The sequence below is a fragment of the Winogradskyella immobilis genome, from assembly GCF_021887715.1.
Lineage (GTDB): Bacteria > Bacteroidota > Bacteroidia > Flavobacteriales > Flavobacteriaceae > Winogradskyella > Winogradskyella immobilis.
The window spans coordinates 21,062-45,697 of the sequence record NZ_JAIQXX010000004.1 but is presented as its reverse complement, the minus strand read 5'-3'; the positions used below and the strand labels follow the sequence as shown (position 1 = coordinate 45,697).

The 24,636-nt window shown below is 31.3% G+C and carries 23 protein-coding genes and 2 tRNA genes; 14 read left to right on the top strand and 11 right to left on the bottom strand.

Annotated features, from left to right (window positions below; all coding sequences use genetic code 11):
• Positions 1 to 266: 266 nt before the first annotated feature.
• The 3 genes from K8Z87_RS04295 to mutS all read right to left on the bottom strand — a co-directional run bounded on the left by K8Z87_RS04295 (position 267) and on the right by mutS (position 3,252).
• Positions 267 to 350, bottom strand: a tRNA-Leu gene (locus K8Z87_RS04295).
• Between the two features lie 98 nt (positions 351 to 448).
• Positions 449 to 520, bottom strand: a tRNA-Gly gene (locus tag K8Z87_RS04290).
• A 95-nt stretch (positions 521 to 615) separates the two neighbouring features.
• Positions 616 to 3,252, bottom strand: coding sequence for a DNA mismatch repair protein MutS (mutS, locus tag K8Z87_RS04285; RefSeq protein WP_227476251.1), 2,637 nt, complete (start codon positions 3,250 to 3,252; stop codon positions 616 to 618).
• 180 nt (positions 3,253 to 3,432) lie between these two features.
• On the opposite strand from mutS, the gene K8Z87_RS04280 reads away from it, so the two are divergent.
• The 3 genes from K8Z87_RS04280 to K8Z87_RS04270 are packed head-to-tail and all read left to right on the top strand — an operon-like array spanning position 3,433 to position 5,099.
• On the top strand, positions 3,433 to 3,972 hold the full coding sequence (locus tag K8Z87_RS04280) for an RNA methyltransferase (RefSeq protein WP_227476250.1): 540 nt from the start codon (positions 3,433 to 3,435) through the stop codon (positions 3,970 to 3,972).
• Between the two features lie 3 nt (positions 3,973 to 3,975).
• Positions 3,976 to 4,425 (top strand): hypothetical protein, encoded by a 450-nt coding sequence (locus K8Z87_RS04275; RefSeq protein ID WP_227476249.1) that lies wholly within the window; start codon positions 3,976 to 3,978, stop codon positions 4,423 to 4,425.
• Positions 4,422 to 5,099 carry a class I SAM-dependent methyltransferase gene (locus tag K8Z87_RS04270; protein ID WP_227476248.1) on the top strand — a complete coding sequence of 226 codons (678 nt, stop codon included), beginning with the start codon at positions 4,422 to 4,424 and terminating at the stop codon, positions 5,097 to 5,099. Before K8Z87_RS04275 ends, K8Z87_RS04270 begins: the two co-directional genes overlap by 4 nt.
• Here K8Z87_RS04270 and folK read toward each other — a convergent pair.
• Entirely contained in the window at positions 5,073 to 6,206 is a 1,134-nt protein-coding gene (gene folK / locus K8Z87_RS04265) for a 2-amino-4-hydroxy-6-hydroxymethyldihydropteridine diphosphokinase (RefSeq protein ID WP_227476247.1), read from the bottom strand. The two genes, K8Z87_RS04270 and folK, sit on opposite strands and share 27 nt — an antisense overlap.
• A 70-nt stretch (positions 6,207 to 6,276) precedes the next feature.
• Between folK and K8Z87_RS04260 the strand changes: the two genes are divergently transcribed.
• The 3 genes from K8Z87_RS04260 to K8Z87_RS04250 all read left to right on the top strand — a co-directional run bounded on the left by K8Z87_RS04260 (position 6,277) and on the right by K8Z87_RS04250 (position 8,057).
• Positions 6,277 to 6,981, top strand: a complete 705-nt coding sequence (locus K8Z87_RS04260) for a queuosine precursor transporter (protein WP_227476246.1) — start codon at positions 6,277 to 6,279, stop codon at positions 6,979 to 6,981.
• 136 nt (positions 6,982 to 7,117) lie between these two features.
• Complete coding sequence (gene rpsU, locus K8Z87_RS04255) at positions 7,118 to 7,312, top strand: 30S ribosomal protein S21 (RefSeq protein WP_208154487.1); 195 nt, start codon at positions 7,118 to 7,120, stop codon at positions 7,310 to 7,312.
• Positions 7,313 to 7,424: 112 nt separating this feature from the next.
• Entirely contained in the window at positions 7,425 to 8,057 is a 633-nt protein-coding gene (locus tag K8Z87_RS04250; RefSeq protein ID WP_227476245.1) for a LysE family transporter, read from the top strand.
• Here the strand turns inward: K8Z87_RS04250 and K8Z87_RS04245 are convergent.
• Complete coding sequence (locus tag K8Z87_RS04245) at positions 8,054 to 8,845, bottom strand: DUF2797 domain-containing protein (RefSeq protein WP_227476244.1); 792 nt, start codon at positions 8,843 to 8,845, stop codon at positions 8,054 to 8,056. The two genes, K8Z87_RS04250 and K8Z87_RS04245, sit on opposite strands and share 4 nt — an antisense overlap.
• 132 nt (positions 8,846 to 8,977) lie before the next feature.
• Between K8Z87_RS04245 and K8Z87_RS04240 the strand changes: the two genes are divergently transcribed.
• Positions 8,978 to 10,492 (top strand): GH3 auxin-responsive promoter family protein, encoded by a 1,515-nt coding sequence (locus tag K8Z87_RS04240; protein WP_227476243.1) that lies wholly within the window; start codon positions 8,978 to 8,980, stop codon positions 10,490 to 10,492.
• Between the two features lie 252 nt (positions 10,493 to 10,744).
• On the opposite strand, the gene clpX is transcribed toward K8Z87_RS04240, so the two are convergent.
• The 6 genes from clpX to K8Z87_RS04205 all read right to left on the bottom strand — a co-directional run bounded on the left by clpX (position 10,745) and on the right by K8Z87_RS04205 (position 17,045).
• Positions 10,745 to 11,977, bottom strand: coding sequence for an ATP-dependent Clp protease ATP-binding subunit ClpX (clpX, locus tag K8Z87_RS04235; protein ID WP_227476242.1), 1,233 nt, complete (start codon positions 11,975 to 11,977; stop codon positions 10,745 to 10,747).
• A gap of 44 nt (positions 11,978 to 12,021) precedes the next feature.
• Complete coding sequence (locus tag K8Z87_RS04230) at positions 12,022 to 12,696, bottom strand: ATP-dependent Clp protease proteolytic subunit (RefSeq protein ID WP_262905851.1); 675 nt, start codon at positions 12,694 to 12,696, stop codon at positions 12,022 to 12,024.
• Positions 12,697 to 12,865: 169 nt separating this feature from the next.
• Positions 12,866 to 14,188, bottom strand: coding sequence for a trigger factor (gene tig, locus K8Z87_RS04225; RefSeq protein WP_227476241.1), 1,323 nt, complete (start codon positions 14,186 to 14,188; stop codon positions 12,866 to 12,868).
• 254 nt (positions 14,189 to 14,442) lie between these two features.
• Positions 14,443 to 15,528 carry a hypothetical protein gene (locus K8Z87_RS04215; protein WP_227476240.1) on the bottom strand — a complete coding sequence of 362 codons (1,086 nt, stop codon included), beginning with the start codon at positions 15,526 to 15,528 and terminating at the stop codon, positions 14,443 to 14,445.
• Between the two features lie 39 nt (positions 15,529 to 15,567).
• The gene (locus K8Z87_RS04210) at positions 15,568 to 16,335 is read right to left on the bottom strand and encodes an alpha/beta fold hydrolase (RefSeq protein WP_227476239.1); all 768 of its coding nucleotides are present in this window, start codon (positions 16,333 to 16,335) and stop codon (positions 15,568 to 15,570) included.
• A complete protein-coding gene (locus tag K8Z87_RS04205; protein ID WP_227476238.1) occupies positions 16,332 to 17,045 on the bottom strand; it encodes a pyridoxine 5'-phosphate synthase in 714 nt (237 codons plus the stop codon). Before K8Z87_RS04205 ends, K8Z87_RS04210 begins: the two co-directional genes overlap by 4 nt.
• 90 nt (positions 17,046 to 17,135) lie before the next feature.
• Between K8Z87_RS04205 and K8Z87_RS04200 the strand changes: the two genes are divergently transcribed.
• From K8Z87_RS04200 to K8Z87_RS04170, 7 genes are all read left to right on the top strand, one after another.
• Positions 17,136 to 17,792 carry a CBS domain-containing protein gene (locus tag K8Z87_RS04200; RefSeq protein ID WP_227476237.1) on the top strand — a complete coding sequence of 219 codons (657 nt, stop codon included), beginning with the start codon at positions 17,136 to 17,138 and terminating at the stop codon, positions 17,790 to 17,792.
• 8 nt (positions 17,793 to 17,800) lie between these two features.
• Positions 17,801 to 18,679: an NAD kinase gene (locus K8Z87_RS04195; protein WP_227476236.1), complete on the top strand. Its 879-nt coding sequence runs from the start codon at positions 17,801 to 17,803 to the stop codon at positions 18,677 to 18,679.
• A 98-nt stretch (positions 18,680 to 18,777) separates the two neighbouring features.
• Complete coding sequence (gene porG / locus K8Z87_RS04190; protein ID WP_227476235.1) at positions 18,778 to 19,467, top strand: type IX secretion system protein PorG; 690 nt, start codon at positions 18,778 to 18,780, stop codon at positions 19,465 to 19,467.
• Positions 19,468 to 19,469: 2 nt separating this feature from the next.
• The gene (locus K8Z87_RS04185) at positions 19,470 to 20,210 is read left to right on the top strand and encodes an isoprenyl transferase (RefSeq protein ID WP_227476234.1); all 741 of its coding nucleotides are present in this window, start codon (positions 19,470 to 19,472) and stop codon (positions 20,208 to 20,210) included.
• A 4-nt stretch (positions 20,211 to 20,214) separates the two neighbouring features.
• A complete protein-coding gene (locus tag K8Z87_RS04180; RefSeq protein ID WP_407704196.1) occupies positions 20,215 to 22,755 on the top strand; it encodes a BamA/OMP85 family outer membrane protein in 2,541 nt (846 codons plus the stop codon).
• Between the two features lie 157 nt (positions 22,756 to 22,912).
• Positions 22,913 to 24,028 (top strand): OmpH/Skp family outer membrane protein, encoded by a 1,116-nt coding sequence (locus K8Z87_RS04175; RefSeq protein WP_227476232.1) that lies wholly within the window; start codon positions 22,913 to 22,915, stop codon positions 24,026 to 24,028.
• Between the two features lie 41 nt (positions 24,029 to 24,069).
• A complete protein-coding gene (locus tag K8Z87_RS04170) occupies positions 24,070 to 24,573 on the top strand; it encodes an OmpH/Skp family outer membrane protein (protein ID WP_227476231.1) in 504 nt (167 codons plus the stop codon).
• Positions 24,574 to 24,636 lie beyond the last annotated feature (63 nt).

The window sequence follows — 24,636 nt, the reverse complement described above, 5'->3', positions numbered from 1 at the left end:
TGTATGGTTTTTGTATAGGTGCTTACAAGCATAAAAAGCACACAAAACATCTAGCTATAAAAAACAATTGCTATGTCATTTAATTTAAAACAGTCTCCATATTAGTTGTTATAATAAAACAGAAATTACCAAATAACAAAACTGCGTTATAGAGAATCAATCTAAAAGACCCAATTGCTTTTTCGTTTCAGAATCTAACTTTAATGAAATTTAGTTATCGTATTTAAAGCAAAAAAGCCGAAACTTTCGTTTCGGCTTTTCATTTGTACTGAAGACGGGACTTGAACCCGTACGTCCTAATGGACATTGGATTTTAAGTCCAACGTGTCTACCAATTCCACCACTTCAGCATTTCTGGAGTGTCTATCATCCCGATAGCTATCGGGATCATCACTTCAGCATCTTGATTACATCGACGTAATCAAATTGGTATATTTTAAAAGAATAGAGCGAAAGACGGGATTTGAACCCGCGACCCTCACCTTGGCAAGGTGATGCTCTACCCCTGAGCTACTTTCGCAGTTTTTAAAGAACTATTTCGCTTTAAAAGCGGATGCAAATTTAAAACTTTTATTAGAAAAGCAAAGCCTTTTTTTAAAATAAATTCTATTTATTTTAAGCTTGTTTTTTCTTTACCAACATTCGTTTTATTTCATTGAGTTTCATCAAAGCTTCTACAGGAGTTAATGTATCAATATCTGTAGATAATATTTCGTCTTTAATATCTTCAAGCAGTGGATCATCTAAGTTGAAAAAACTTAATTGCACATCATCATCCTTTAACGATTTAATATTATCGGTAAGCTCTTCACTAGAATGAGATTTTTCAAGCTTAGTTAATATTTTATTTGCACGTTTAATCACTTGCTGTGGCATGCCTGCCATTTTTGCAACATGAATACCAAAGCTATGCTCACTTCCTCCTTCAACCAATTTTCTTAAGAATAACACCTTATCCTTTAATTCTTTTACTGCGACATTAAAATTCTTAATCCGCTCAAAGGTTTCGCACATTTCATTAAGTTCATGATAATGCGTAGCAAATAATGTTTTTGGCCGTGCAGGATGCTCGTGTAAATATTCGCTGATTGCCCAGGCTATAGAAATACCATCATAAGTACTTGTTCCTCTTCCTATTTCATCTAAAAGCACCAAACTACGATTAGAGATATTATTTAATATTGAAGCTGTTTCATTCATCTCAACCATAAATGTAGATTCGCCCATTGAAATATTATCACTAGCTCCTACTCTAGTAAAAATCTTATCTACTAAACCTATTTTAGCTTCTTTAGCCGGTACAAAACTTCCTATTTGCGCCAACAAAACAATCAATGCTGTTTGCCTTAAAATGGCAGATTTACCAGACATATTAGGTCCTGTAATCATAATAATTTGCTGAGTATCTCTATCTAAAAATAGATCATTTGCAATATAAGGTTCACCAAGCGGCAATTGCTTTTCAATAACAGGATGACGTCCTTCGGTAATTCTCAATTCAAAAGTGTCATCAATAATAGGATATGTATAATTATTCGCTTTTGCTAAACTCGCAAACCCACAAAGACAATCAAGCTGTCCAATAAGCTGTGCATTCTGTTGTACTTTAATAATAAATTGATGCATCCAAATTACCAATTCTGAAAACAACCGTTGCTCGATAATAGAAATTCGTTCTTCAGCTCCAAGAATTTTTGCTTCGTACTCTTTGAGTTCTTCAGTAATATAACGCTCTGCATTTACCAACGTTTGCTTACGAATCCATTCTTCTGGCACTTTATCTTTATGTGTATTACGTACTTCTATGTAGTAGCCAAACACATTATTAGATGCTATTTTTAAAGACGTTATCCCTGTGCGTTCGCTTTCTCGCTCAAGCATATCATCTAAATAGGTTTTTCCTGAAGACGATAACGCCCTTAATTCATCTAATTCTTCTGAAAACCCATCAGCAATTGTTGCTCCTTTTAAAATATTTACTGGAGCATCTTCATTAACCGTTTGCTTTATACGTTCGCGAAGCAATTCGCAAGCATTTAAATGATTCCCTAATATTTTAAGCGATTCGTTAGTGCAAGATTCTGCAACAGCTTTTATTGGCACAATAGCTTCTAACGAGTTTTTAAGCTGCACCACTTCTCGTGGGCTTACTTTTGTTGTAGCGACTTTAGATATTAAACGCTCAATATCTCCTATATGTTTTATATGGCCTTGTGTTTTTTGAAGCGTTTCTGTGTCTTTTACTAAAAAATCAACAACCTCGTGACGTTGTTTAATTTTATCTGCATGTTTTAATGGCAAAGCCAACCAACGCTTTAATGTACGACCACCCATTGGAGAAATCGTTTTATCTATAACTCCAATCAATGTAATGGCATTAGCATTGGTAGAATTATAAAGTTCTAAATTACGAATGGTGAATTTATCCATCCAAACATAATCATCGGTAGCAATACGAGAAATTGCAGTAATATGCTCTAATTTATTATGGCGTGTCTCACTTAAATAATGAAGTATTGCACCAGAAGCAATAATACCTTCGTATAAATCTTCAATGCCAAAACCTTTAAGTGTATTGGTGCCAAAATGTTTTATTAAAGTTTCATTGGCATAATCTGCTTGAAATATCCAATCTTCGATATAAAATGTATGAAACTCAGATCCAAATGTTTCACTATAAGTTTGCTTAAATTTTTTAGACACTAAAACTTCACTAGGTTTAAAATTCTGAAGTAATTTATCAATGTATTCTGCATCTCCTTGAGACGTTAAAAACTCTCCTGTAGAAATATCTAAAAATGATACTCCAATGCGGTTTTTTCCTGCTGAGTTTGCTGAAGTATCAAAATAGACAGCAGCTAAAAAATTATTAGATTTAGAATGTAAAATATCATCGTTAAAAGCAACGCCAGGAGTAACTAATTCTGTAACTCCACGTTTAACAATGGTTTTAGTTTGTTTAGGATCTTCGAGCTGATCGCAAATAGCAACACGCTCACCTGCTTTTACTAATTTCGGCAAATAGGTGTTTAACGAATGATGTGGAAAACCTGCCAATTCTGTTTCGCTTTCACTACCGGCACCACGTTTAGTTAATATAATATCTAAAATTTTTGAAGCTTTTACAGCATCACTTCCAAAGGTCTCATAAAAATCACCAACCCTAAACAATAATAATGCATCAGGGTATTTTGCCTTGATTGCATTGTATTGCTTCATTAATGGAGTTTCCTTTTTTGCTTTTTTAGCCAATGGAATTTCAGGTTTTATAGTTTACTTTTGCTAAATCTGTAAGATTGCTAATGTACTTATTATTTAAAGTTTTTTGAAACTGAAAACCTATAAGTTATCTACAGGTGTTGAAAAATAAACCTAGTGATCATTCCTGCTGAAGTATATCTTAAGCGAAGTCGAAAGACAAGAATAACAAACATGAATAGAAAACTAAAGAATAGTGAATTAGAGCGTTTAGATATTTCTGAATTTAAAGCAGCAAAAAAGACGCCTATTATTATTGTCTTAGACAACATAAGAAGCTTAAATAATATTGGCTCGGTTTTTAGAACTAGTGATGCTTTTTTAATTGAAAAAATATACCTCTGTGGCATTACCGCTCAACCGCCGCATAATGATATTAGAAAAACAGCTTTGGGAAGTACTGAAACTGTAGATTGGGAATATACTGAAGATACAATGACAGTTATTAAAAAACTTAAAAAAAACAATGTGCAAATCTGTGCCATTGAGCAAGCTGAAAATACAACACTATTAAACGACTTTCAACCACAATCTCATGCAACATATGCCTTCGTTTTTGGAAATGAAGTTAAAGGCGTTGCTCAAAATGTGGTTGATGCCTGCGATGTAATCATTGAAATTCCACAGTACGGCACTAAACACTCTTTAAATATATCTGTGAGTTGCGGTGTAGTAATTTGGGATGTGTTTTCTAAACTATCTAAAATCAATTAATCCATGAAAAAAAGAACTTATTTACTAGTTCTAAGTGCAATAATCTTTTTAAATCTATTATTATTTTCAACAGGAAGCTCTATTCTTAACATTAATCTATTTGGAATTCCTTTTGGAAACATTTTAATATGGGTTGGCTTAATAGCACTTCATCTTTTCTTCTATAAATTGAATACTAATTATGAAAGCATCAATACTACAATAGCTAAAGTAATTAAAGCCTTAGCTAAATTCTTCATCTTTATCTCTATTATTTGGTTTGGTATTGCTTATATCCTTTCTGGCAACATAAATTTTAATTTTTCATCAAACGCTAGTTCCTATTTAGGAAGTCCAAAAGCTTCTATTCTATTTTGGAACATTATTTATACACTCGTTATTTCCCCTATTATATTATCTACAATTTATACCATTCTTAAATTTATCGACATACGAAAGCTAAAAAAGTTGTGACAAAAAAGAACAAAACACCTTGGCCTACAAAAGCCGTAATGGAGCAGATTTATGAAAAGCAGCTTTGGGGCGGAAAAGATTTTGATTTTTATTCTGGAGAAGGTTCGCACAGTCCTACAATTATAAACCTTTATATAGAAGCTGTAACTGAATTTTTAACATCTCAAAAAGACAAACTAACAGTTTGCGATTTAGGTTGCGGTGATTTTAATATTGGAAAACATTTTGTTGAACATACTCAAAAGTATATTGCTATAGACATTGTTGAGTCCTTGATTGAAAGAAACAAAACACAATTTAAAGCAGGTAACTTAGAATTTCAGTGTTTAGATATTTCTAAAGACAGTCTACCAAATGCAGATTGCATTATATTACGACAAGTCCTTCAACATTTATCTAATGAAGAAATAAAAAGTATTGTAAATAAGCTTTCAATTTACAAGTACATTATACTCACTGAGCATCTACCAATAGGCAACTTTAAACCTAACAAAGATAAAATTACTAGTCAAGGTATTCGATTAAAGCAAAATAGTGGCGTCGACTTATTAAAAGCCCCATTTAACCTAAATGCTAGAGAAGAAAAATTACTTAATGAAGTAGTATTAGAACATGGAAAAGGCAGAATTAGAACGTCGCTAATCTCATTAAACCCCATTATTAATTTCGTTTAGTAGCCACAAATAATCTGCTCTGCTCTTTACAAAATCACGATCAGAAATATCAATAATCTTAACATTCATTTCAGGTTGGCTCCTAAGAAATTCTAAATAACCCGTGTTAATTTTATCCAGATAATCATCTTGTATGTCTTTTTCGAAATTACGTCCTCGTTTTTTTATGTTCTCTTGCAATCTCTTTGTATTTTGATAGAGATAAATGTATAAGTCTGGTTTTGCAATATCCTTGTAGACTTGATAAAACAGTTTTCTATATAAACGAAATTCATCTTCAGGAAGCGTAACTTTAGAAAAAATAAGCGATTTATTGACATCATAATCACTTACCATAAAGTTCTTAAATAAATCTAACTGCGATAAATCATCACTAATTTGTTGATAACGATCCGCTAAAAAAGACATTTCTAAAGTAAAAGCATAACGTTCTGGCTCTTTATAAAATTTTGGCAAAAACGCATTATCAGCAAAACGTTCTAAAATTCGCTTTGCATTAAAATCTTGCGCAATCATATTTGCTAAACTTGTTTTACCAGCGCCTATATTACCTTCAATAGCTATATAATTATAGTTGCCAAATGCAAATTGTTTTGCCGGATTTTTTAACCATATTTTAATAGGTTCTATAACAGAATTATCTTCGCACTCATTTAAAAGTTCTGATATTGTTTTGTTTTGTACAGGATGTAAAACATCTGCAGCAATATCATGCAATGGCTGTAGCACAAACTTACGATGGTGTAATTGTGGATGCGGTATAGTTAACGTCTTAGTTTCTATAATCTCATTAGCATAAAGCAATACATCTAAATCGATCTCTCTTGATTGATAACCATCTTTCTTAGAGCGAACTCGACCTAATTGTTTTTCAATATCTAATACTGTTTTTAAAACTTTTTTAGGACTTAGATCAGTTTCAGCTTGTAAACATGCATTATAGAAATCGTCTCCATCGAAACCTATTGCAGGAGTTTTATAGACTTTAGAAATACGTTTTACAGCTCCTACATTTTTGTATATAGCATCAACCGCGGCTTGCAAATATTCTAATTTGTGCCCTTTATTACTACCAAGTGCAATATAGACCGTGTTAGTTGATGTCATAGCTACGCAAAATAAGTAAAACAAAATTTATTCCTTTATCTTTACCAAAACTATTTATCGACAATTTTCAATGTCATTAAAAGATAAACTTTTAGCACAGCGCATCTACCTCTTATTGGGTGCTTTATTTATAACCTCATTAGTGGTTTCAAATTTAATTTTTCAAAAGTTTTTTTACTGGTATCCTATAGACATTGAGATATTTGGATCTAAGCTCTTTGAAATCTCAGTAGGCATTCTTCCTTACCCAATAACTTTTTTAATTACAGATTTAATTAGCGAAATTTATGGTAAAAAACGAGCTAATGACATTGTTATTGCTGGAATTTTTGCTTCTTTTTTTTCAATGCTTATTGTTTATATATCTAATATAGTGCCAGCAACAAGTTGGTCACCTGTGGACGATGGTATGTTTAGTACTGTTTTTGGGAATACTGCTATTGCTGTTTTTGCAAGTATGATGGCTTACTTATTTGCTCAGTTTATTGATATCCAAATTTATCATTTTTGGAAAAAACTAACTAAAGGTAAACATCTTTGGCTCAGAAATAATTGTTCTACATTTTTATCACAATTTTTAGACACAGCCACTGTACTACTATTATTATGTTCTTTTAATGCTATTGCATGGGATAAATTTGCTGGTTTACTTCTTGCTGGTTTTTTATTCAAAGTTTTAATCGCTGCTTTAGACACTCCTTTTCTTTATATAGGGGTTTATCTTTTTAGAAAACGTTTTAAGCTTAAAATTAATGAAGAGATAGAACTTGCTTAGGCATAAAAATATAAGCGTCTGATAAGCTATTAAACACTTTGAGTGATTTTTTTTAAGTTTTTCTTTATTTTTCAATAAGATAAACTATCTTTGCAGACCATTTGAAGAAATTAGACAACATTTATACAATATTATAATGATTAAAATAGAGATTAAAGAAGGTGAAAATATAGAACGTGCGCTTAAACGTTATAAGCGTAAGCATCGTAATGTTCAAATAATGCAAAACTTAAGAGAATCTCGTTATTTCACAAAACCTTCTGTAAAAAGAAGACGTGAAATTCAGAAAGCTGAATACATTCAAGGTTTAAGAGACCAAGAAAACATATAAATATATAAGCGACTTTAATAGTCGCTTTTTTTTGCTCCTTCTTTATTAGAAATCTAACAATAATGTGCCTCTTTTCTTGTAAGCTTTCTATAATCACTACTACAAATAGGTTATGATTTTATTATATATTATTATCGGTCTTTTAGCTTCAGTAATTGGAGCGCTTCCTTTAGGTGGATCCAATATTGCTGTAATTAATACAACATTAAAACAAAATGCTAAACAAGCATTTAAAATAGCTATTGCTGCAGGTATTGCAGAAGTTATGTTATCATATTACGCTTTACATTGTAATATGGTTGTTAAAGATTTTTTTGACAACAACCAATGGTTGCAAATTTTAATTGCAGTATTACTACTTGTTATTGGTGGTTTTCTTTTTCTTAAATCAAATAAAACAGACAACAACGATAATAAAAAACAAAGTAAACTAGCCAAATCTAAATATGCTACTGGTTTTCTTTTAGGTTTATTAAATCCTCCTGTATTAATTTATTGGTTAATTGTTTATGGAATAATCAACAATAATGATTTTATGCTAACCTTAAAATCTCCTATTTCAGTACTCTTTTTGTTCTTTGGTGGTGTCTATTTGGGTAAAATATTAACGCTGTATCTATACAGCAAGTTTAGCATAGTGATAAAAAACAAGTTTAAAAATATTAACGGAGTTATTAATAAAGTAACTGGTGTATTGTTATTTATTATTGGTATAGCACAGTTTGCAAAACTGTATTTTATCTAAACATTAATATCTACTACCAAACCTTCATTTGCTCTAATATTAAAAACTGTTTGGTCTTCAAAAATGAGGTATTGTCCTTTTATTCCTACTAGTTTCCCTGAATAATTACCTTCTTTTTTTAAGTTGAGGCTTTTAGGCTTTTCAGGGTATTGTTCTACAGGAAAATTAAGATGTGTTTCGTTATTATTCTCTATAAAATAAACTTTTGCTTCTTCTGGTATATACTCTTTTAAGCGTAAACGCCAATCTTGAAGACTTTCATCATCGATTTCATTTTTCAGCATCTTTCTCCAATTGGTTTTATCTGCTACATAATCCTTAAGCGCAACTTCAGTAATGCCTGCTAAATAACGGTTAGGTACTTCTACAATTTCAATAGCTTCGTGCGCACCTTGATCTATCCAACGTGTTGGCACTTGACTCTTACGTGTTACACCAACCTTTACATTACTGGAATTTGCTAAATAAACAATATGTGGTTGCAGCTGTACGGATTTCTCATACTCTAAATCTCGATCTGCAATACCCAAATGTGCAGTACTTAATTCTGGTCGCATAATCCAATCTCCCGCAATAGGCTTATCAAAAAAACAAGACTTACAAAATCCTTGCCTATAGATTTCTCTATCTAAGCCACAACTCAAGCATTCATGACCAACAAGAGTTAAACTTAAATTTTTATTAAGTAATTGATTGACATGCAGAAAGTCATCTTTAAACACCAAATAATATTGAATGGGCTCTAAAAACTCCGTTTGCATTTTAGTAAGCACTCCGCTATACACCATAATAAAATTTTCTTATTTTTAGCAAATCATCTTCTTTGAGATAACACTTTAAGGAACTTGAAATTAAGTAACGTTAACTATAAACTCAACCTTATAATTAAACCTCGCTAGGCGCGTAAAGATAACTAATCCATGCCAATTCCTATTGTAAATTCTATTGCCACATGGTTTTTAAAAAAACGATTTCATCAGATTGAATTGTTTTTAAAATATCCACATGATGTACAAAACGAATTATTACTTAGCTTAATAAAAACAGCAAAAGACACTGAAATAGGAAAACAATATGATTTTGCTTCTATAAAAAGTTACAATGATTTTAGCCAACGATTACCTGTAGTTTTTTATGAAGATATACAACCTACTATAGAACGCTCTAGACGTGGCGAATCTAATATTTTTTGGCCAATGCCAATAAAATGGTTTGCTAAATCTAGCGGAACAACTAATGCCAAGAGTAAATTTATTCCTGTAAGTACTGAGTCTTTAGAAAACTGTCATTACGCAGCCGGAAAAGATCTACTATGCATGTACCTCAACAATAATCCTGAATCGCAATTATTTACAGGAAAAAGTTTACGTTTAGGAGGCAGCAAAGAATTATACAAAGAAAATGACACTGTTTTTGGAGATTTATCTGCAATACTCATAGATAATATGCCTTTTTGGGCTGAGTACAGTAGCACACCGAGTAGCAAGGTGTCATTAATGAGCGAATGGGAAACCAAAATGCAAGCCATTGTTAACGAAACCATAAATGAAAATGTAACAAGTTTAGCTGGTGTACCATCTTGGATGCTTGTTCTTTTAAATAACATATTACAAGAAACAGGCAAAGATCATCTTTTTGATATTTGGCCAAATCTCGAAGTATATTTTCACGGAGGTGTTAGTTTTAATCCATATATAGAACAATACCGTTCAATCCTACCTGGTAAAAAATTTAAGTACTACGAGATCTATAATGCTTCGGAAGGCTTCTTTGCCATACAAGATCAAAACTATTCAGGAGATTTATTGCTAATGCTAGATTATGGGATTTTTTATGAGTTTATCCCTATGGATACCTATAACACTAAATCTCAAAAAGTGATTCCTTTAAATGACATAGAGTTAGGAGTTAACTATGCTATTATCATTACTACAAACGCTGGCCTTTGGCGTTATTGTATTGGAGACACTGTACGTTTTACAAGCTTAAGCCCATATAGAATTAAAGTTTCTGGCAGAACAAAGCACCATATCAATGCATTTGGTGAAGAACTTATTATTGAAAATGCCGAAGATGCCTTAAAAAAAGTTTGTAAAAGAACTGCTGCTGAAATCGTGGATTATACGGCTGCACCTATTTTTATGAAAGGTAAAGAAAAAGGATCGCACGAATGGGTTATTGAATTTAAAAAACCTCCTAAAGACATTCATTATTTCAATGAATTATTTGATAATGCTTTAAAGTCTTTAAACTCTGATTACGAAGCCAAGCGTTATAATAATATGACACTTAATAAACCAACCATTCATATTGGAAGACATAATCTATTTTACGATTGGCTAAAGCAAAATGATAAATTAGGAGGCCAACATAAAGTGCCTCGTTTATCTAATACTAGAAATTATATTGATGAATTGCTCCAATTAAATCAATAAGCAAAAGACGTTTGTCGGATAAAATTACATTGGCGAATTTTACATCGAATATTAAATGTGCTTTATCTAATAATGCCCAATTGAGTTTAATTTATTCATTTTTGCTTCTATATTTACCGTAGAATCAAAAACAAAAATCCCTTAAAATATATTATACAGTATTGAATGCATAATATTGAATTTGATTAATCCTATAACCAAAAAACCACGATTTTAAAATCGTGGTTTTTTATTATTCTATATTTTTAGTAATTAAGATACTGCCTTCAACTTTTTTAATGTTGATTTAGACAATTTTTCTTCTGCATATACTTTAGTTACCTCTAATTTAGTTTCATCAGAACCTGGCAAATGAAACATAGCATCTGTTAAAATTTCTTCGCATAGCGAACGTAATCCTCTGGCTCCAAGTTTATATTCTATGGCTTTGTCTACAATAAACTCTAAAGCATCATCAGTAATAGAAAAATCTACTTCGTCCATTTTAAACAGTTTTTTATACTGTTTAATAATAGCATTTTTAGGCTCTGTCAGTATCGTTCTTAATGTTTTAGCATCTAAAGGATCCATATGCGTTAATACAGGTAAACGACCAATAATTTCTGGTATTAGTCCAAAATCTTTAAGATCTTTAGGAATAATGTATTGCAACACATTATCATTATCTACATTATTATCAGAATTAATAGAACTATAACCAATGGCTTGCATATTTAAACGCTTAGTAATTACACGTTCAATTCCATCAAAAGCTCCACCTGCAATGAATAAAATATGCTCTGTATTAACTTCTATAAATTTTTGATCTGGATGCTTACGACCTCCTTTAGGTGGTACATTAACAACAGTGCCTTCTAATAATTTTAATAACGCTTGCTGAACACCTTCACCAGAAACATCTCTTGTAATCGATGGGTTATCACTTTTACGTGCAATCTTATCTATCTCATCGATAAAGACAATGCCACGTTCTGCTTTTTCTAAATTATAATCGGCAGCTTGTAATAAACGGGTTAAAATACTCTCTACATCTTCACCAACATAACCTGCTTCTGTTAAAACAGTAGCATCTACAATAGCTAATGGCACATTAAGCATACGTGCTACAGTTTTAGCCATTAATGTCTTTCCTGTACCTGTTTGCCCAACCATAATGATGTTACTCTTTTGTATTTCTATATCATCATCTGTAGGTGGTTGTAGTAAACGCTTATAATGGTTATATACAGCAACGGACATTACACGTTTTGTATATTCTTGTCCAATAATATATTCATCTAAAAACGCTTTGATCTCTTTAGGCTTCCGTAGCATTAAATCTGCGCTAAGTTCAGCATTTCCACTCTGTTTAGATTCTTCTGCAACAATGCCATGCGCTTGCTCAATGCATCGGTCACAAATATGCGCATCTAATCCTGCAATTAATAAATTGGTTTCTGGCTTTTTCCTACCACAAAACGAACATTCTAATTCTTCCTTTGCCATAATTTTAATCCCTTTTATAAAGTTTTAGTCGCAATATTAGTATTTTACTTGCGGCCTAAAACTTCGTCAATCATTCCGTATTCTAATGCTTCACTAGATGTCATCCAATAATCACGATCAGAATCTTTTTCTACTTGCTCATATGTTTTTCCTGAGTGTCCAGAAATGATATCATATAATTCTTTTTTTACTTTCAAGGTTTCTCTTACTGCAATTTCCATATCAGATACTTGACCTTGAGTACCACTCATAGGCTGATGAATCATAACTCGAGAATGTTTTAATGCAGAACGTTTACCTGCTTCACCTGCACATAATAATACTGCTGCCATAGATGCTGCTATACCTGTGCAAATTGTTGCCACGTTTGGCTTAACAAATTGCATAGTATCATAAATACCTAAGCCTGCATATACCGAACCTCCTGGTGAATTAATATAAATTTGAATGTCTTTAGACGCATCAACACTCTGTAAAAACAATAACTGTGCTTGTATAATATTTGCTACCTGATCGTTAACTCCAGTGCCTAAAAAAATAATACGATCCATCATTAAACGCGAAAATACATCGAAAATCGCAATGTTCATTTGACGTTCCTCTATAATGTTTGGAGTAAGATTTGTAGGATACATACTCTCTATAATCTTACTGTAATAATTACTATTTATCCCTTGATCTTTGATTGCAAATTTTTCAAATTCTTTTCCGTAGTCCATATTTCTTTTATTTTTTAAATCTTAATTATTTTTATACGTTCTCCATATTTTAACAAGACCTTGAACAAGATTCAAGGTAAATATTATTTATGCACTAAATACTATTCATTAAAAAGGCGTAAAATTGAATAATTTTACGCCTTAAAGATACTAATATTTTAAAGACTAATTAGCTGTAAAATTCTTTTACAAAATCATCATAAGTGATTTCTTTTGTTTTTAAATTAGCTTCTGTCTTGTATAAACCTAATAATTTTTGACTCGTTAACTGTTCTGATAAACGCTTTACTTCATCTTGGTTAGATAAAATACGAGCTGCAATATCTTCTAATTCTTTTTCAGATGGATTCATCTGCCCAAATTGAGCCATTTGTCCTTTTATCATTTCTAAAGCATGAGCTTTTAAATCTTCAAATTGAACTTGAAGCTTATGCTCTGCAATTAATCTTCCTTCAATTAATTGATAACGCATGCTTTTTTCAGATTTCTCATATTCTTCTTTAGCTTGCGCTTCTGTCATTGGTTCTTCACCTGCAGTTTGCATCCATTTTTGTAAAAATGTTGAAGGCAAATCAAACTTTGTATTCTCTATTAAATATTCAGTAACGTCATTTAATAGTTTTTGATCTCCTTGTTGTGCAAATTGTTTTTCTGAATCTTCTTTAATTTTAGTTTTCAATTCAGTTACTGAAGTTACTGCTCCTTCTCCAAATAATTTATCGAATAACTCTTGATCTAAATCCGCTAATTCTCTCTCATTGATTTCTGATACTTCAAAATTTACATCAATAGCTAAACCATGTGCATCATCATGAGATACTTTTAAAAATGTCATTAAATCATGATTGTCATTAAATAAGCTTTTTGTCTTTAATGTAATAACATCACCTACTTTAGCTCCGATAAATTTCTTAGGGTTTGTTTTTCCTTTTAATTTATCTAGAGTTATTGTTGCTACGTTTTCTATTCCCTTTTCTTCATTTGTAAATTTTCCCGTAATCTCAGAAGTTTTAGTAACCTCAGTTTGAGAAATTATTTTACCATATTGTTTCTGAATATTCTCAACTTGATTGTTGATCATTTTATCATCCGCAACAATATTATATTGTGTAATTGCTTTTTTCCCTTTTAGCTTTATATCAAACTCTGGAGCTAAACCTAGCTCAAACTCAAAAGAAAATGCATCAGCATTCCAATCTAAATCGTCTTGTGGTTTTGGTAGCGGATTCCCTAAAACATCTAATTTTTCTTCCACTAAATACTTACCAATTGCATCTTGTAATAGCTTGTTTACCTCATCAACCAATACCGCTTTACCGTATTGTTTCTTAACCATACCCATTGGCACATGTCCTTTTCTAAATCCAGGAATGTTAGCTGATTTGCGGTAATCGCTTAAGATTTTTTCCACTTTATCACTGTAATCTTCTTTAGCTATATCTACTTTTACAACAGCATTTAATGCATCAATGTTTTCTCTTGTAATATTCATTTTTATTTATCTAAAAATTGGGCTGCAAAAATACATATTTTTTTGCAGCAGTACAATAGTTTTAAGCAATTGATTTTGAGTTACTTTTTCTGTTCTTTAAACAGGGAATGTAATATAGATTGAAGGACAGAAAGCAAGTCGTTAAATACTATGACAGACCAAACACTACTTATAGAGAACCTATCAATTAATCGATCTGCTAAAAGTATAATTAGAGCATTAAGTAAAAGACGAATTAGGAGTTTCTTTTTATATTATTTTACAATTCTAAATAACAATGGTAATGTATAAGGTACTTCAACCAATTTTCCGTCTTGAATTCCTGGTTTCATTATAGGCAATAAATTAATTACTCTTTTCGCTTCTGCTTCAAAAATTAAAATTGGAGTTTCAGCTTTTATATCGGTTGCTCTTCCTGATTTATCTATTTTAAAACTTATTTTAATCTTATGTAATCCATAAGCATTAATCTTTAGAGCTAAATCTGTATTAAATTTTGTGTTTACATGTTTTGAAATTTTTTCAGACATGCAGTTTTTTCGAGCTCTATTTCCATATACATTTTCGCAACCAGGATATAGTGGAACTTTCTCGAAAATCCCGTCAGGAATTTCAATTGGAGAAAGATTGTCGTTCCCTGAAATTAGAGTCCCATTTTTATATTTTACTTTTTCTACTTTATCACCTTCTGAATTATATTTTGTCCATGTTTTATTTAGATTGCCGTTTAAATAATTACCCTCCCATTCTAAAACACCTTCTTCATTATATCTTAATTCTTTTCCATTAGCCTTATCGTTTTTATGTACTCCTTCTGTTTTTAGTTTTCCATTTTTATGATACTGACTATAGTTGCCATTTCTATAACCCTCTTTGTAATTTACAATCCACTCGAGTATACCATTAGCATTATACTGCTTCCATTCACCAGAAAATTGAAAATCTAAATAATTTGCTTCAACTTTTAAAGTTCCATCTTTATAGAATTCCTTATAATAACCGTTTTTATATTTATTCTCTCTCTTTAATTCTCCTGTTTCGTAATATTCACTTCTAATGTAATCTTCATTCTTACGTTTTATTAGAAATTTAATTTTCCCGCTTTCATAATATACAGTTCGCTCTCTGTTTTGCTTTCCATTATTATAGCTATACGCACTAGAAACTTTACCATTTTTATGATAACTCTTCCAATCCCCAACACGTTTGTTATTTTTATTTTGACCTTCAATTTTCAATTCCCCTGAATCGTAAAATTCTTTATATGGACCATCTACTATTTGAGAAAATAACACCTGAGAAGAACAGAATAAAGCTAATATTATTAAAAATTGTCGCATCTAAAAAGTATATTTTGATTGCTTAAATTAAAGCAATTTTTACGACTTTAAAAAATCTGTCACAGCAGTATAAAAATCTTTAGGATTTTCAGCATGTAACCAATGTCCAGCATTAGTAATGGTTTCTATACTTGCATTAGTAAAATGCTGATGAATTAATATTTCATCTGCATCTCCTATATATTCAGAGCGTTCTCCTCTAAGAAATAATGTCGGTTTAGCAAATGTTGCAGATATATCTAATGCTTCTCCCACTTCAGATACTTTTTCTTTTAATACAGGCAAATTTACCCTTAAGCCTAACTTCCCTTTTTCTACCCAATACAAGTTTTTTAAAAGAAACATACGAATTCCTATTTCTGTAACATAATGTGAAAGACTTTTATCTGCTTCTCCTCTTGTTTTTATTTCAGAAAAATTAAGTTGAGATAAGCCTTCTAAAATAGCATCATGATGAACAGGATAATACCTCGGAGAGATATCTGCTATAATAAGTTTATGTACTAAATGAGGATATTTTGTTGCAAAACCCATTGCTGTTTTTCCTCCCATAGAATGGCCGAGAAGAATAATATCTTCAAGATTATTCTCGTCACAGTAGTGTTTTAAATCCTCTGCCATAAGATCGTAATCAAAAGCTTCAGAATGAAAACTACGTCCATGATTACGTTGATCTACAAGATGAATTTGATAACCAGATTCAGAAAATTGACGTCCAAGCGTTCTCCAATTATCTCCCATTCCTAAAAACCCATGTAAGATCACAAATGGTTTTCCTTCTCCAAAAACGTTAGCATGTAAGATCATTGCAACTTGTTTAAATACATTTGTATTACATTTTCTACACCTAAATATAGACTTTCAGATACTAAAGCATGACCTATAGAAACTTCTAACAATTCTGGAACATTTTGTTTAAAAAATTGAATGTTATTTAAAGACAAATCATGACCTGCATTAACACCTAAATTTAATTTATTAGATAATTCAGCGCATTCAGTATAAGGTTTAATCGCATTTTTATTACCTAAACTATATTGATGTGCAAATGCTTCTGTATATAACTCTATACGATCCGTACCTGTAGCTTTAGCTCCTTCAATTTGCTTTAAATCTGGATCTACAAAAATCGATGTTCTAATTCCGTTTCGTTTAAATTCAGCAATAACTTCAACTAAAAAATCTTTATGCTTTATAGTATTCCAACCAGCATTAGATGTTATAGCATCTATACTATCCGGCACTAAAGTAACTTGCGTTGGTTTTATTTCTAAAACCATATCTATAAACTTAACAATCGGGTTACCTTCTATATTATACTCTGTATAAACCTCATGTTTTAAATCGTATGCATCTTGATAACGAATATGCCTTTCATCTGGCCTAGGATGTATAGTTACTCCTTGTGCTCCAAAACGTTGCACATCTTTTGCAAAGTTGACTACATTTGGAGTATCACCACCTCTACTATTTCGTAACGTTGCAATCTTATTGATATTAACACTTAATTTGGCCATTCAATTCTATTTTAAAAAGCAAAAATACAAAGTAGAACATGCTTTTTATGGTTATTTTTAATTATTTTGCAAGACTATTCATAGGTATATATGCATCTACAAGATTATATTATTAACGATATAAAACCACTACATTTAAGTCAGAATATTAGTGAATTAAAACTGTTATTTAATCAGTTAACATACTCTCATATTCCTATTGAAAATGAAGGTGTCTATCTAGGTTGTATTTCTGAGACTGATGCACATTGCTTTAATGCAGAAGAATCCATTAAAGATTGCAAATATGCTTTAGAAGGTTTTTTTGTAAGGACAACTACAAATTGGTTAGATGTATTAGAAACTTTTGCACAAAACAATTGTAACATCATGCCTGTTTTAGATACCAATGCAAAATATGTAGGCTATTATGAACTTAAAGATATTATAGGCCTATTTAATGAAACTCCTTTTTTCTCTGAACCTGGAGGAATTTTGATTGTTGAAAAAGGCTTGCAAGATTATTCCTTTAGTGAAATTAGCCAAATTGTAGAGTCTAATAATGCTAAAATTCTTGGTGCTTTCATTTCTAAAATGGAAAATGATTTAGTGAGCGTAACTATTAAAATTGGTAATGCGAGTTTAAATGATGTTATGCAAACCTTTAGGCGTTACAGTTATAATATTATTTCAGGGCATGAAGATGACACTTATATTAAAGGTTTAAAAGAGCGCTCTCAGTATCTTGACAAATATCTTAACATGTAATCTATATCATGAAAATTGCTATCTACGGTCAGAGTTACAAAAACGATAATAATCAAAAAGCTTTTGATATTCTTCTCAATATTCTATTAGCACAAAAAACAGACGTGTTTGTTGAGAAAGAATTTATGGAAATTCAAAATAGTAACTTAAAACAAGGTTCTGTAATTAATATATTTTCTAAGCTCGATGATTCTTTTGATCTTTTAATAAGCATCGGCGGAGATGGGACTATTTTAAGAGCCATTACTTATGTCCGTGAATTAAACATTCCAATCGTTGGTATTAATACAGGTAGATTAGGTTTTTTAGCAACTATACAAACTAGTGAAATAGAAACTGCACTAAAAAAAATAATTAATGGATCTTACAAAGTTTCTGAACGTTCTTTGCTTTCTGTTGAAACAGATCCAGAGAATCAATCTATTATAGAAACAAATTTTGCTTTAAATGAAGTTACTGTAAGTAGAAAGAATACAACTTCTATGATTACAGTAGAAACTCATTTAAATAATGAGTATTTAACTTCCTACTGGGCAGATGGCCTTATTTTATCAACACCTACTGGTTCAACTGGATATTCGCTAAGCTGTGGTGGACCTGTTATTATGCCAGAAGCCAGTAACTTTGCCATAACCCCAATAGCACCTCACAATCTTAACGCAAGACCATTAGTTATCCCTGATGACACTGAAATTTTATTAAAGGTTCAAGGTAGAGAAGATCAATTTTTGTTATCTCTAGATTCTCGTATAATTACGCTTCCTAATACAGCCACTGTAATCATTAAAAAAGCTTTATTTACTATTAAAATGGTAGAACTTATAGATGAAAGTTTTATTGATACACTTAGAAAAAAACTACTTTGGGGAGAAGATCGAAGAAATTAGACAATAATTCCCTGTAAATACTGTTTTCTGTAAGACAATTTGCATCAAATTGTTAAGTAGTAATCATAATTATTATATTTGCAAACTTTCAAAAATTTATGAGGTATTTTTTCCTTTTATTATTAAGTGTTTTTAGCACTCAAATAACTAATTCACAAATATATGAAGTAGGCTTATTTGTTGGCGGAAGTAATGTTATCGCAGATGTGGGTGCAACAGATTACATTTCGCCTAATCAATTAGCTATTGGAGGTGTTTTTAAATGGAACAGAAGCCCAAGACATGCGTTTCGGTTTTCGGTTTTATTTTCAAATTTAGAAGGTGTAGACGAAAAATCTGATGACCCTCGTAGAGAGCAACGCAATTTTAATTTTAAAAATAACATTATAGAACTTTCTACAGGAATGGAATTTACATTCTTTGATTTTGACCAACATGATATTGCTTTAAAAGGCACACCGTATTTATATTCTGGTATTTCTGTAGCAAATCATGAAAATTTTTATTTCAACGCCATGGGCGAAACCATTTCCGAAAATTCAAACAGTTGGGCTTGGGCTATTCCTATGGTTTTAGGATATAAATTATTAGTGAGTCCACACCTTGTACTTTCTGCAGAAGTAGGCGCACGATATACGTTTACTGATAATTTAGATGGCAGTGCCCCAGATTCTAATGAATTTCAACAATTCAGTTTTGGTAATACAAATAGTAACGATTGGTATGTATTCTCAGGAATTACATTAACTTACACCTTTGGACAAAAACCATGCTATTGTAATTTTTAACAATGACACTTAAAGACCAAATAAACAAAGACAAACTACCTAAGCATATTGCCATAATTATGGATGGCAATGGTCGTTGGGCTAAACAAAAAGGTTTGGTTAGAGTAATTGGTCATGAAAACGGAACTAAATCTGTAAGAGAAACCGTTGAATCTTGTGCCGAATTAGGTATTGAGCATCTAACATTATACGCATTCTCTACAGAGAACTGGAACCGTCCAAAATTAGAAGTACAGACTTTAATGAAACTTCTTGTAAAATCTTTAAAAAAAGAAATCAAAACACTTCAGGATAACGGAATTAGACTATCTGCAATAGGTTGTCTACAAGATTTACCGAAAAAAGCTTTTGACGAATTAGAATATGTTAAAGAAATGACAAGAAATAATACACATATGACATTAACTTTAGCTTTAAGTTATGGATCTCGTGAAGAAATTGTTAATGTTATTAAAGAATTGTCATTTAAAGTTAAAAATAATATAATTTCCTCTGAAAGTATTGACGAATCCATTATTAATAAGCATCTTTACACGCAAAATTTACCTGACGTAGATTTACTAATTCGCACCAGCGGTGAACAAAGAATTAGTAATTTTTTACTTTGGCAAATTGCATATGCAGAATTGTATTTTACTGATGTTCTATGGCCCGATTTTAATAAAGAAAATTTATACGAAGCGCTCATAGATTATCAAAATAGAGAACGACGATTTGGAAAAACTAGTGAACAACTTACATAAAAATATATTTTTGAAAGCATACAACAAATTCTACATACTCTTTTTTTTATTTCTTATTACTTTTCAACTTAATGCGCAAATTGAGAATGGAAAGAAATATACTATTAATGAGATTGTAGTTACTGGAAATACTTCTTTTAATGCTTCTACTATTATTACATTTTCACGCTTAAAAAAAGGTGACGAAGTTATTTTTGGTGGCGAAAAAGTCGCTGATGCTGTAAAAAAATTATGGGGTTCTAATCTTTTTGGAGCCATTGATCTCTATTTTATAAACATTAAGGAAGACACTGTAGACATAGAAATTAAACTCACCGACTTACCTGAATTAAATGAAGTCCGCGTAGAAGGAGTTAAAAAAGGCAAAATAGATGAAATTTTAGAAGAAAACAACTTAAAACCTAAAGTAAAAGTTACCGAAAACTTAATTACAACTTCTAAAAATTATATTGCCAATAAATATAAAGACAAAGGATTTTTAAACACTAAAGTAAATATTGTAACAGCTGAAGTAAAAAATGACTCTGTTGAAAAACAACGCGTTAATATGCTAGTTAGCGTTGATAAAGGGCAAAAAGTTAAAATTAAAAACATTGTATTTGAAGGTAATGATCAATTATCTGACAAGAAATTAAGAAAAGCTTTAAAGAACACTAAACGTAAAAACCCTATACGGGTTTTAAAACGTTCTAAATATGTTGAAGAAAGTTATAAAGAAGATTTAATTAGCCTCATAGATACCTACAAAGAAAATGGATTTAGAGATGCTAGGGTGATTTCAGATTCTATTATATACCATGATGACGAGACCATAAGCCTTGCAATAAATGTTGAAGAAGGAGAAAAATATACATTCGGTAAAATCGATTTTGTTGGTAATACTGTATATTCTGATAGATTTTTGCAACAAATATTACGTATAAATGAAGGAGATACCTATAATGGTGTTTTATTGAAAAAGCGTATTGCTAATGAAGAGAGACCAGATGGTATTGATCTAACTAATTATTATCAAAACTTTGGTTATTTATTCTCTACTATTAATCCAGTAGAAGTTAGTGCAGATGGCAACGTTATCGATTTAGAAATTCGTATTTCTGAAGGAAAACCTGCATATTTTAATACTGTAGGAGTAAAAGGAAATGATATTACTAATGATCATGTTATCTATAGAGAACTTAGAACACGCCCTGGGGAACTTTATAGTAGAGCTAATATTATTAGAACTATCCGTGAGTTAGGTCAACTAGGGTTCTTTGATGCTCAACAAATTGTTCCTGATATTAAAAATCCAAACCCTGTTGATGGCACGGTAGATGTAGAATATACTGTTGTAGAACGTGGATCTAGCCAGATAGAATTACAAGGTGGTTTTGGCGGAGGAGGTTTTATTGGCACATTGGGTTTGTCATTCAACAATTTTTCAATAAAAAACATCTTTAATAAAAAAGCGTATACACCAGTGCCTAGAGGTGATGGTCAAAGTTTAGCGTTAAGGTTGCAAGCTAGTCAACTCTTTCAAACCTATAGTTTTTCTTTTAGTGAACCATGGTTTGGCGGTAAAAAACCATTCCAATTATCAACGTCATTATCTTATTCAAGACAATTTTTATTTGACCCTGTCACTACAAGACCTGATAGAGATCGTAATTTTGATATTTTGGGTATTACATTTGGGGTAGCAACTAAACTAAAAGAGCCCGATGATTTCTTTTTATTATCACAATCTATAAGTTATCAAAATTATAGTTTAAACAATTTTAACTCTGGTTTGTTTACATTTGGTGATGGGTTCTCAAACAATTTATCCTATACAATTGCTTTAACTCGTAATAGTGTTAATGACCCTATCTATCCTACACAAGGGTCTAATTTTTCTACATCCGCAAAATTGTCTCTCCCATATTCTTTATGGAATGGGGTAGATTACGATGAATTAAGTGAAGAACGTAATAGTCTCGATATAAATGATCCAAATGATGCTGTTCGTATTGGTGAAATAGATCAAGAGCGTTTCAAGTGGTTAGAGTTCTATAAAGTAAAGTTTAAAGCAGATTGGTATACCGAAGTTACCGATAAACTAGTTTTAAGGCCAAGTGTTGAATTTGGTTTCTTAGGTGCATATAATAACAATAGAGGTGTTATTCCTTTTGAGCGTTTTTTCCTTGGTGGAGATGGTTTAGGGAATTTCTCTTTAGATGGAAGAGAAATTATTCAATTGCGTGGCTATCCTAACCAATCATTATCATCACCAGATGGTGCTTCTATCTATAATAAATTCTCTTTAGAATTACGTTATCCTATAACATTAGGCCAAGGTGCTAAAATATATGCATTAAGTTTTGTAGAAGGTGGAGCCTCGGTTGATCGCTTTAGAGATTTTAACCCTTTTAATATTCAACGTTCTGCCGGATTAGGTCTTAGAATTTTTATGCCAGCATTTGGTTTATTAGGTATAGATTTTGGTCATGGTTTTGATCCAATACCTGGGCAAATACAAAAAAATGGATGGGAGACACATTTTATAATAGGTCAACAATTTTAAGTTTGGCACGATATTTTCAAATGACTTAATAACGATTTCATACTTGTGTTAAAATTTTTAAGAATATATTTCGTTAATTTGATGTATTACTACGTTTCTCTCAAAACAGAATCACTTGTTTTAAGTAGAAATGCTTAACAAATTAAACTTAAGACCTATGAGATTTAAAGTTCTTTACATATTAACTATTATTAGTTTTATAAGCTATACTAGTTACGCTCAACGTACAGGAGTTAAAATTGGATATATAGATACAGAATTTATTTTACAGAATGTTCCTGAATATCAAGAAGCTTCTACACAATTAGATTCAAAAATTACGCAATGGAAATCTGAGATTGACAAGCGTTTAGGAGAAGTTGAATCGAAGAAAAAAGCTTTGAATAATGAAAAAGTATTATTGACCAAGGAGCTCTATGATGAGCGCTTTGAAGATATTACATTTGAAGAGTCTGAAATATTAGATTATCAACAAAAACGTTTTGGACCAAATGGTGATATGATTATTCAGCGTTCACAATTAATTCAGCCAATACAAGATCAAATCTATGCTGCTGTAAAAGAAATTGCAGAAACCAGAAAATACGATTTTATCTTTGATAAAAATGCTGATTTTTTAATGCTTTACTCTGCTGAACGCTACGATGTAAGCGAACAAGTTCTACGTATTATTACAAGAACTTCTAAACGAGAACAAGCTAATACTAAAAAAGAACGTAGAGCTCTTGAGGAAGAAGAAAGTGCTGTTGAACCAGAAATTAATACCGAAAGAGAAGAGCGTACTAAAGCTTTAGAAGACAAAAAAGCGCTTAGAGCAAAACAAATAGAGGAAAATAGATTAGCGCGAGAAAAAGCATTTGAAGATAGAAAACGAAAAATAGAAGAAGATAGAAAAGCGAGAAAAAAAGCTACAGAAGAACGTCGACAAAAAGCCTTAGAAGCTAGAAATAAAAAGAAAAATCCACCTGCTATTGATACTAAAAAGGTAAAAGACACAATAGCTACTACTTCCGAAAAAGCTAAAACAGAAGTTAAGGCAGATACAATAAAAGCTAAAGCAGCAGTTAAAACAGATACAACAAAAGTTAAAACTGCTAAGCAAATATTAGATGAAAAACGACAAAAAGCAATTAAAGCAAGAGAAGATCGACAAAAAGCTTTAGATGCAAGGAGAAAAAAAATTGCTGAGGATCGCAAAAAAGCAAGAGAGGCTAGAGAAGCTCAAATTAAAAAGAATGACTCGATCCGTAAAGCAAAAAAGAAAGGAAATTAATACATAAATAACTATAACACATAATACTAAATTACATTAAAATGAAACATTTAAAAACCCTATTATTAGCAACAACTTTATTTTTTGGTGCAACAAGTTTATCTAACGCACAAGGAAAAGTTGCTCATATAAATCTTCAAGAAGTTATCGTAGCTATGCCAGAGTATGATGCAGCAAAAGCTGAGGTTGATAAAGCAGGTAAAACCTATCAGGCAGAAGTTGATGAATTTATAAAAGAACTTCAAACCAAAGCGAAACAGTATCAAGATGAATCTGCTGCGCAAACAAACGAAGAAAATGCAAAGCGTAGTCAAGAAATTGAAGGTATGCAACAAAGTATTGGCCAATACCAACAACAAGCACAACAAAAATTACAAAAGCTAGAGTTTGATTTAATAAAACCAATACGTGAAAAAGCGCAAGCAGCTGTAGAGAAAATCTCTAAAGCCCAAGGTTATGAGTATGTTTTAGAGCTTTCTACTTTAGTTGTTGCTAATGGAAAAGATATTACGGCTGATGTTAAAAAAGAATTAGGATTACAATAATCTTTAAAAAACTGAGTCGTTCTAAAATAGGTTGACAGTTTATACACAATAAAAAAGCGATTC

What these genes read in the sequence shown, in the direction of transcription:
- clpX (WP_227476242.1), bottom strand. Translation starts at nt 11,977, where the DNA reads ATGGCAAAGGAAGAATTAGAATGTTCGTTTTGTGGTAGGAAAAAGCCA.
- K8Z87_RS04175 (WP_227476232.1), top strand. Translation starts at nt 22,913, where the DNA reads ATGAGATTTAAAGTTCTTTACATATTAACTATTATTAGTTTTATAAGC.
- K8Z87_RS04280 (WP_227476250.1), top strand. Translation starts at nt 3,433, where the DNA reads ATGAATAGAAAACTAAAGAATAGTGAATTAGAGCGTTTAGATATTTCT.
- K8Z87_RS04245 (WP_227476244.1), bottom strand. Translation starts at nt 8,845, where the DNA reads ATGGTGTATAGCGGAGTGCTTACTAAAATGCAAACGGAGTTTTTAGAG.
- K8Z87_RS04170 (WP_227476231.1), top strand. Translation starts at nt 24,070, where the DNA reads ATGAAACATTTAAAAACCCTATTATTAGCAACAACTTTATTTTTTGGT.
- K8Z87_RS04195 (WP_227476236.1), top strand. Translation starts at nt 17,801, where the DNA reads ATGAAAATTGCTATCTACGGTCAGAGTTACAAAAACGATAATAATCAA.
- folK (WP_227476247.1), bottom strand. Translation starts at nt 6,206, where the DNA reads ATGACATCAACTAACACGGTCTATATTGCACTTGGTAGTAATAAAGGG.
- K8Z87_RS04250 (WP_227476245.1), top strand. Translation starts at nt 7,425, where the DNA reads ATGATTTTATTATATATTATTATCGGTCTTTTAGCTTCAGTAATTGGA.
- porG (WP_227476235.1), top strand. Translation starts at nt 18,778, where the DNA reads ATGAGGTATTTTTTCCTTTTATTATTAAGTGTTTTTAGCACTCAAATA.
- K8Z87_RS04205 (WP_227476238.1), bottom strand. Translation starts at nt 17,045, where the DNA reads ATGGCCAAATTAAGTGTTAATATCAATAAGATTGCAACGTTACGAAAT.
- K8Z87_RS04185 (WP_227476234.1), top strand. Translation starts at nt 19,470, where the DNA reads ATGACACTTAAAGACCAAATAAACAAAGACAAACTACCTAAGCATATT.
- K8Z87_RS04240 (WP_227476243.1), top strand. Translation starts at nt 8,978, where the DNA reads ATGCCAATTCCTATTGTAAATTCTATTGCCACATGGTTTTTAAAAAAA.
- K8Z87_RS04200 (WP_227476237.1), top strand. Translation starts at nt 17,136, where the DNA reads ATGCATCTACAAGATTATATTATTAACGATATAAAACCACTACATTTA.
- tig (WP_227476241.1), bottom strand. Translation starts at nt 14,188, where the DNA reads ATGAATATTACAAGAGAAAACATTGATGCATTAAATGCTGTTGTAAAA.
- K8Z87_RS04230 (WP_262905851.1), bottom strand. Translation starts at nt 12,696, where the DNA reads ATGGACTACGGAAAAGAATTTGAAAAATTTGCAATCAAAGATCAAGGG.
- rpsU (WP_208154487.1), top strand. Translation starts at nt 7,118, where the DNA reads ATGATTAAAATAGAGATTAAAGAAGGTGAAAATATAGAACGTGCGCTT.
- K8Z87_RS04215 (WP_227476240.1), bottom strand. Translation starts at nt 15,528, where the DNA reads ATGCGACAATTTTTAATAATATTAGCTTTATTCTGTTCTTCTCAGGTG.
- K8Z87_RS04210 (WP_227476239.1), bottom strand. Translation starts at nt 16,335, where the DNA reads ATGATCTTACATGCTAACGTTTTTGGAGAAGGAAAACCATTTGTGATC.
- K8Z87_RS04275 (WP_227476249.1), top strand. Translation starts at nt 3,976, where the DNA reads ATGAAAAAAAGAACTTATTTACTAGTTCTAAGTGCAATAATCTTTTTA.
- K8Z87_RS04260 (WP_227476246.1), top strand. Translation starts at nt 6,277, where the DNA reads ATGTCATTAAAAGATAAACTTTTAGCACAGCGCATCTACCTCTTATTG.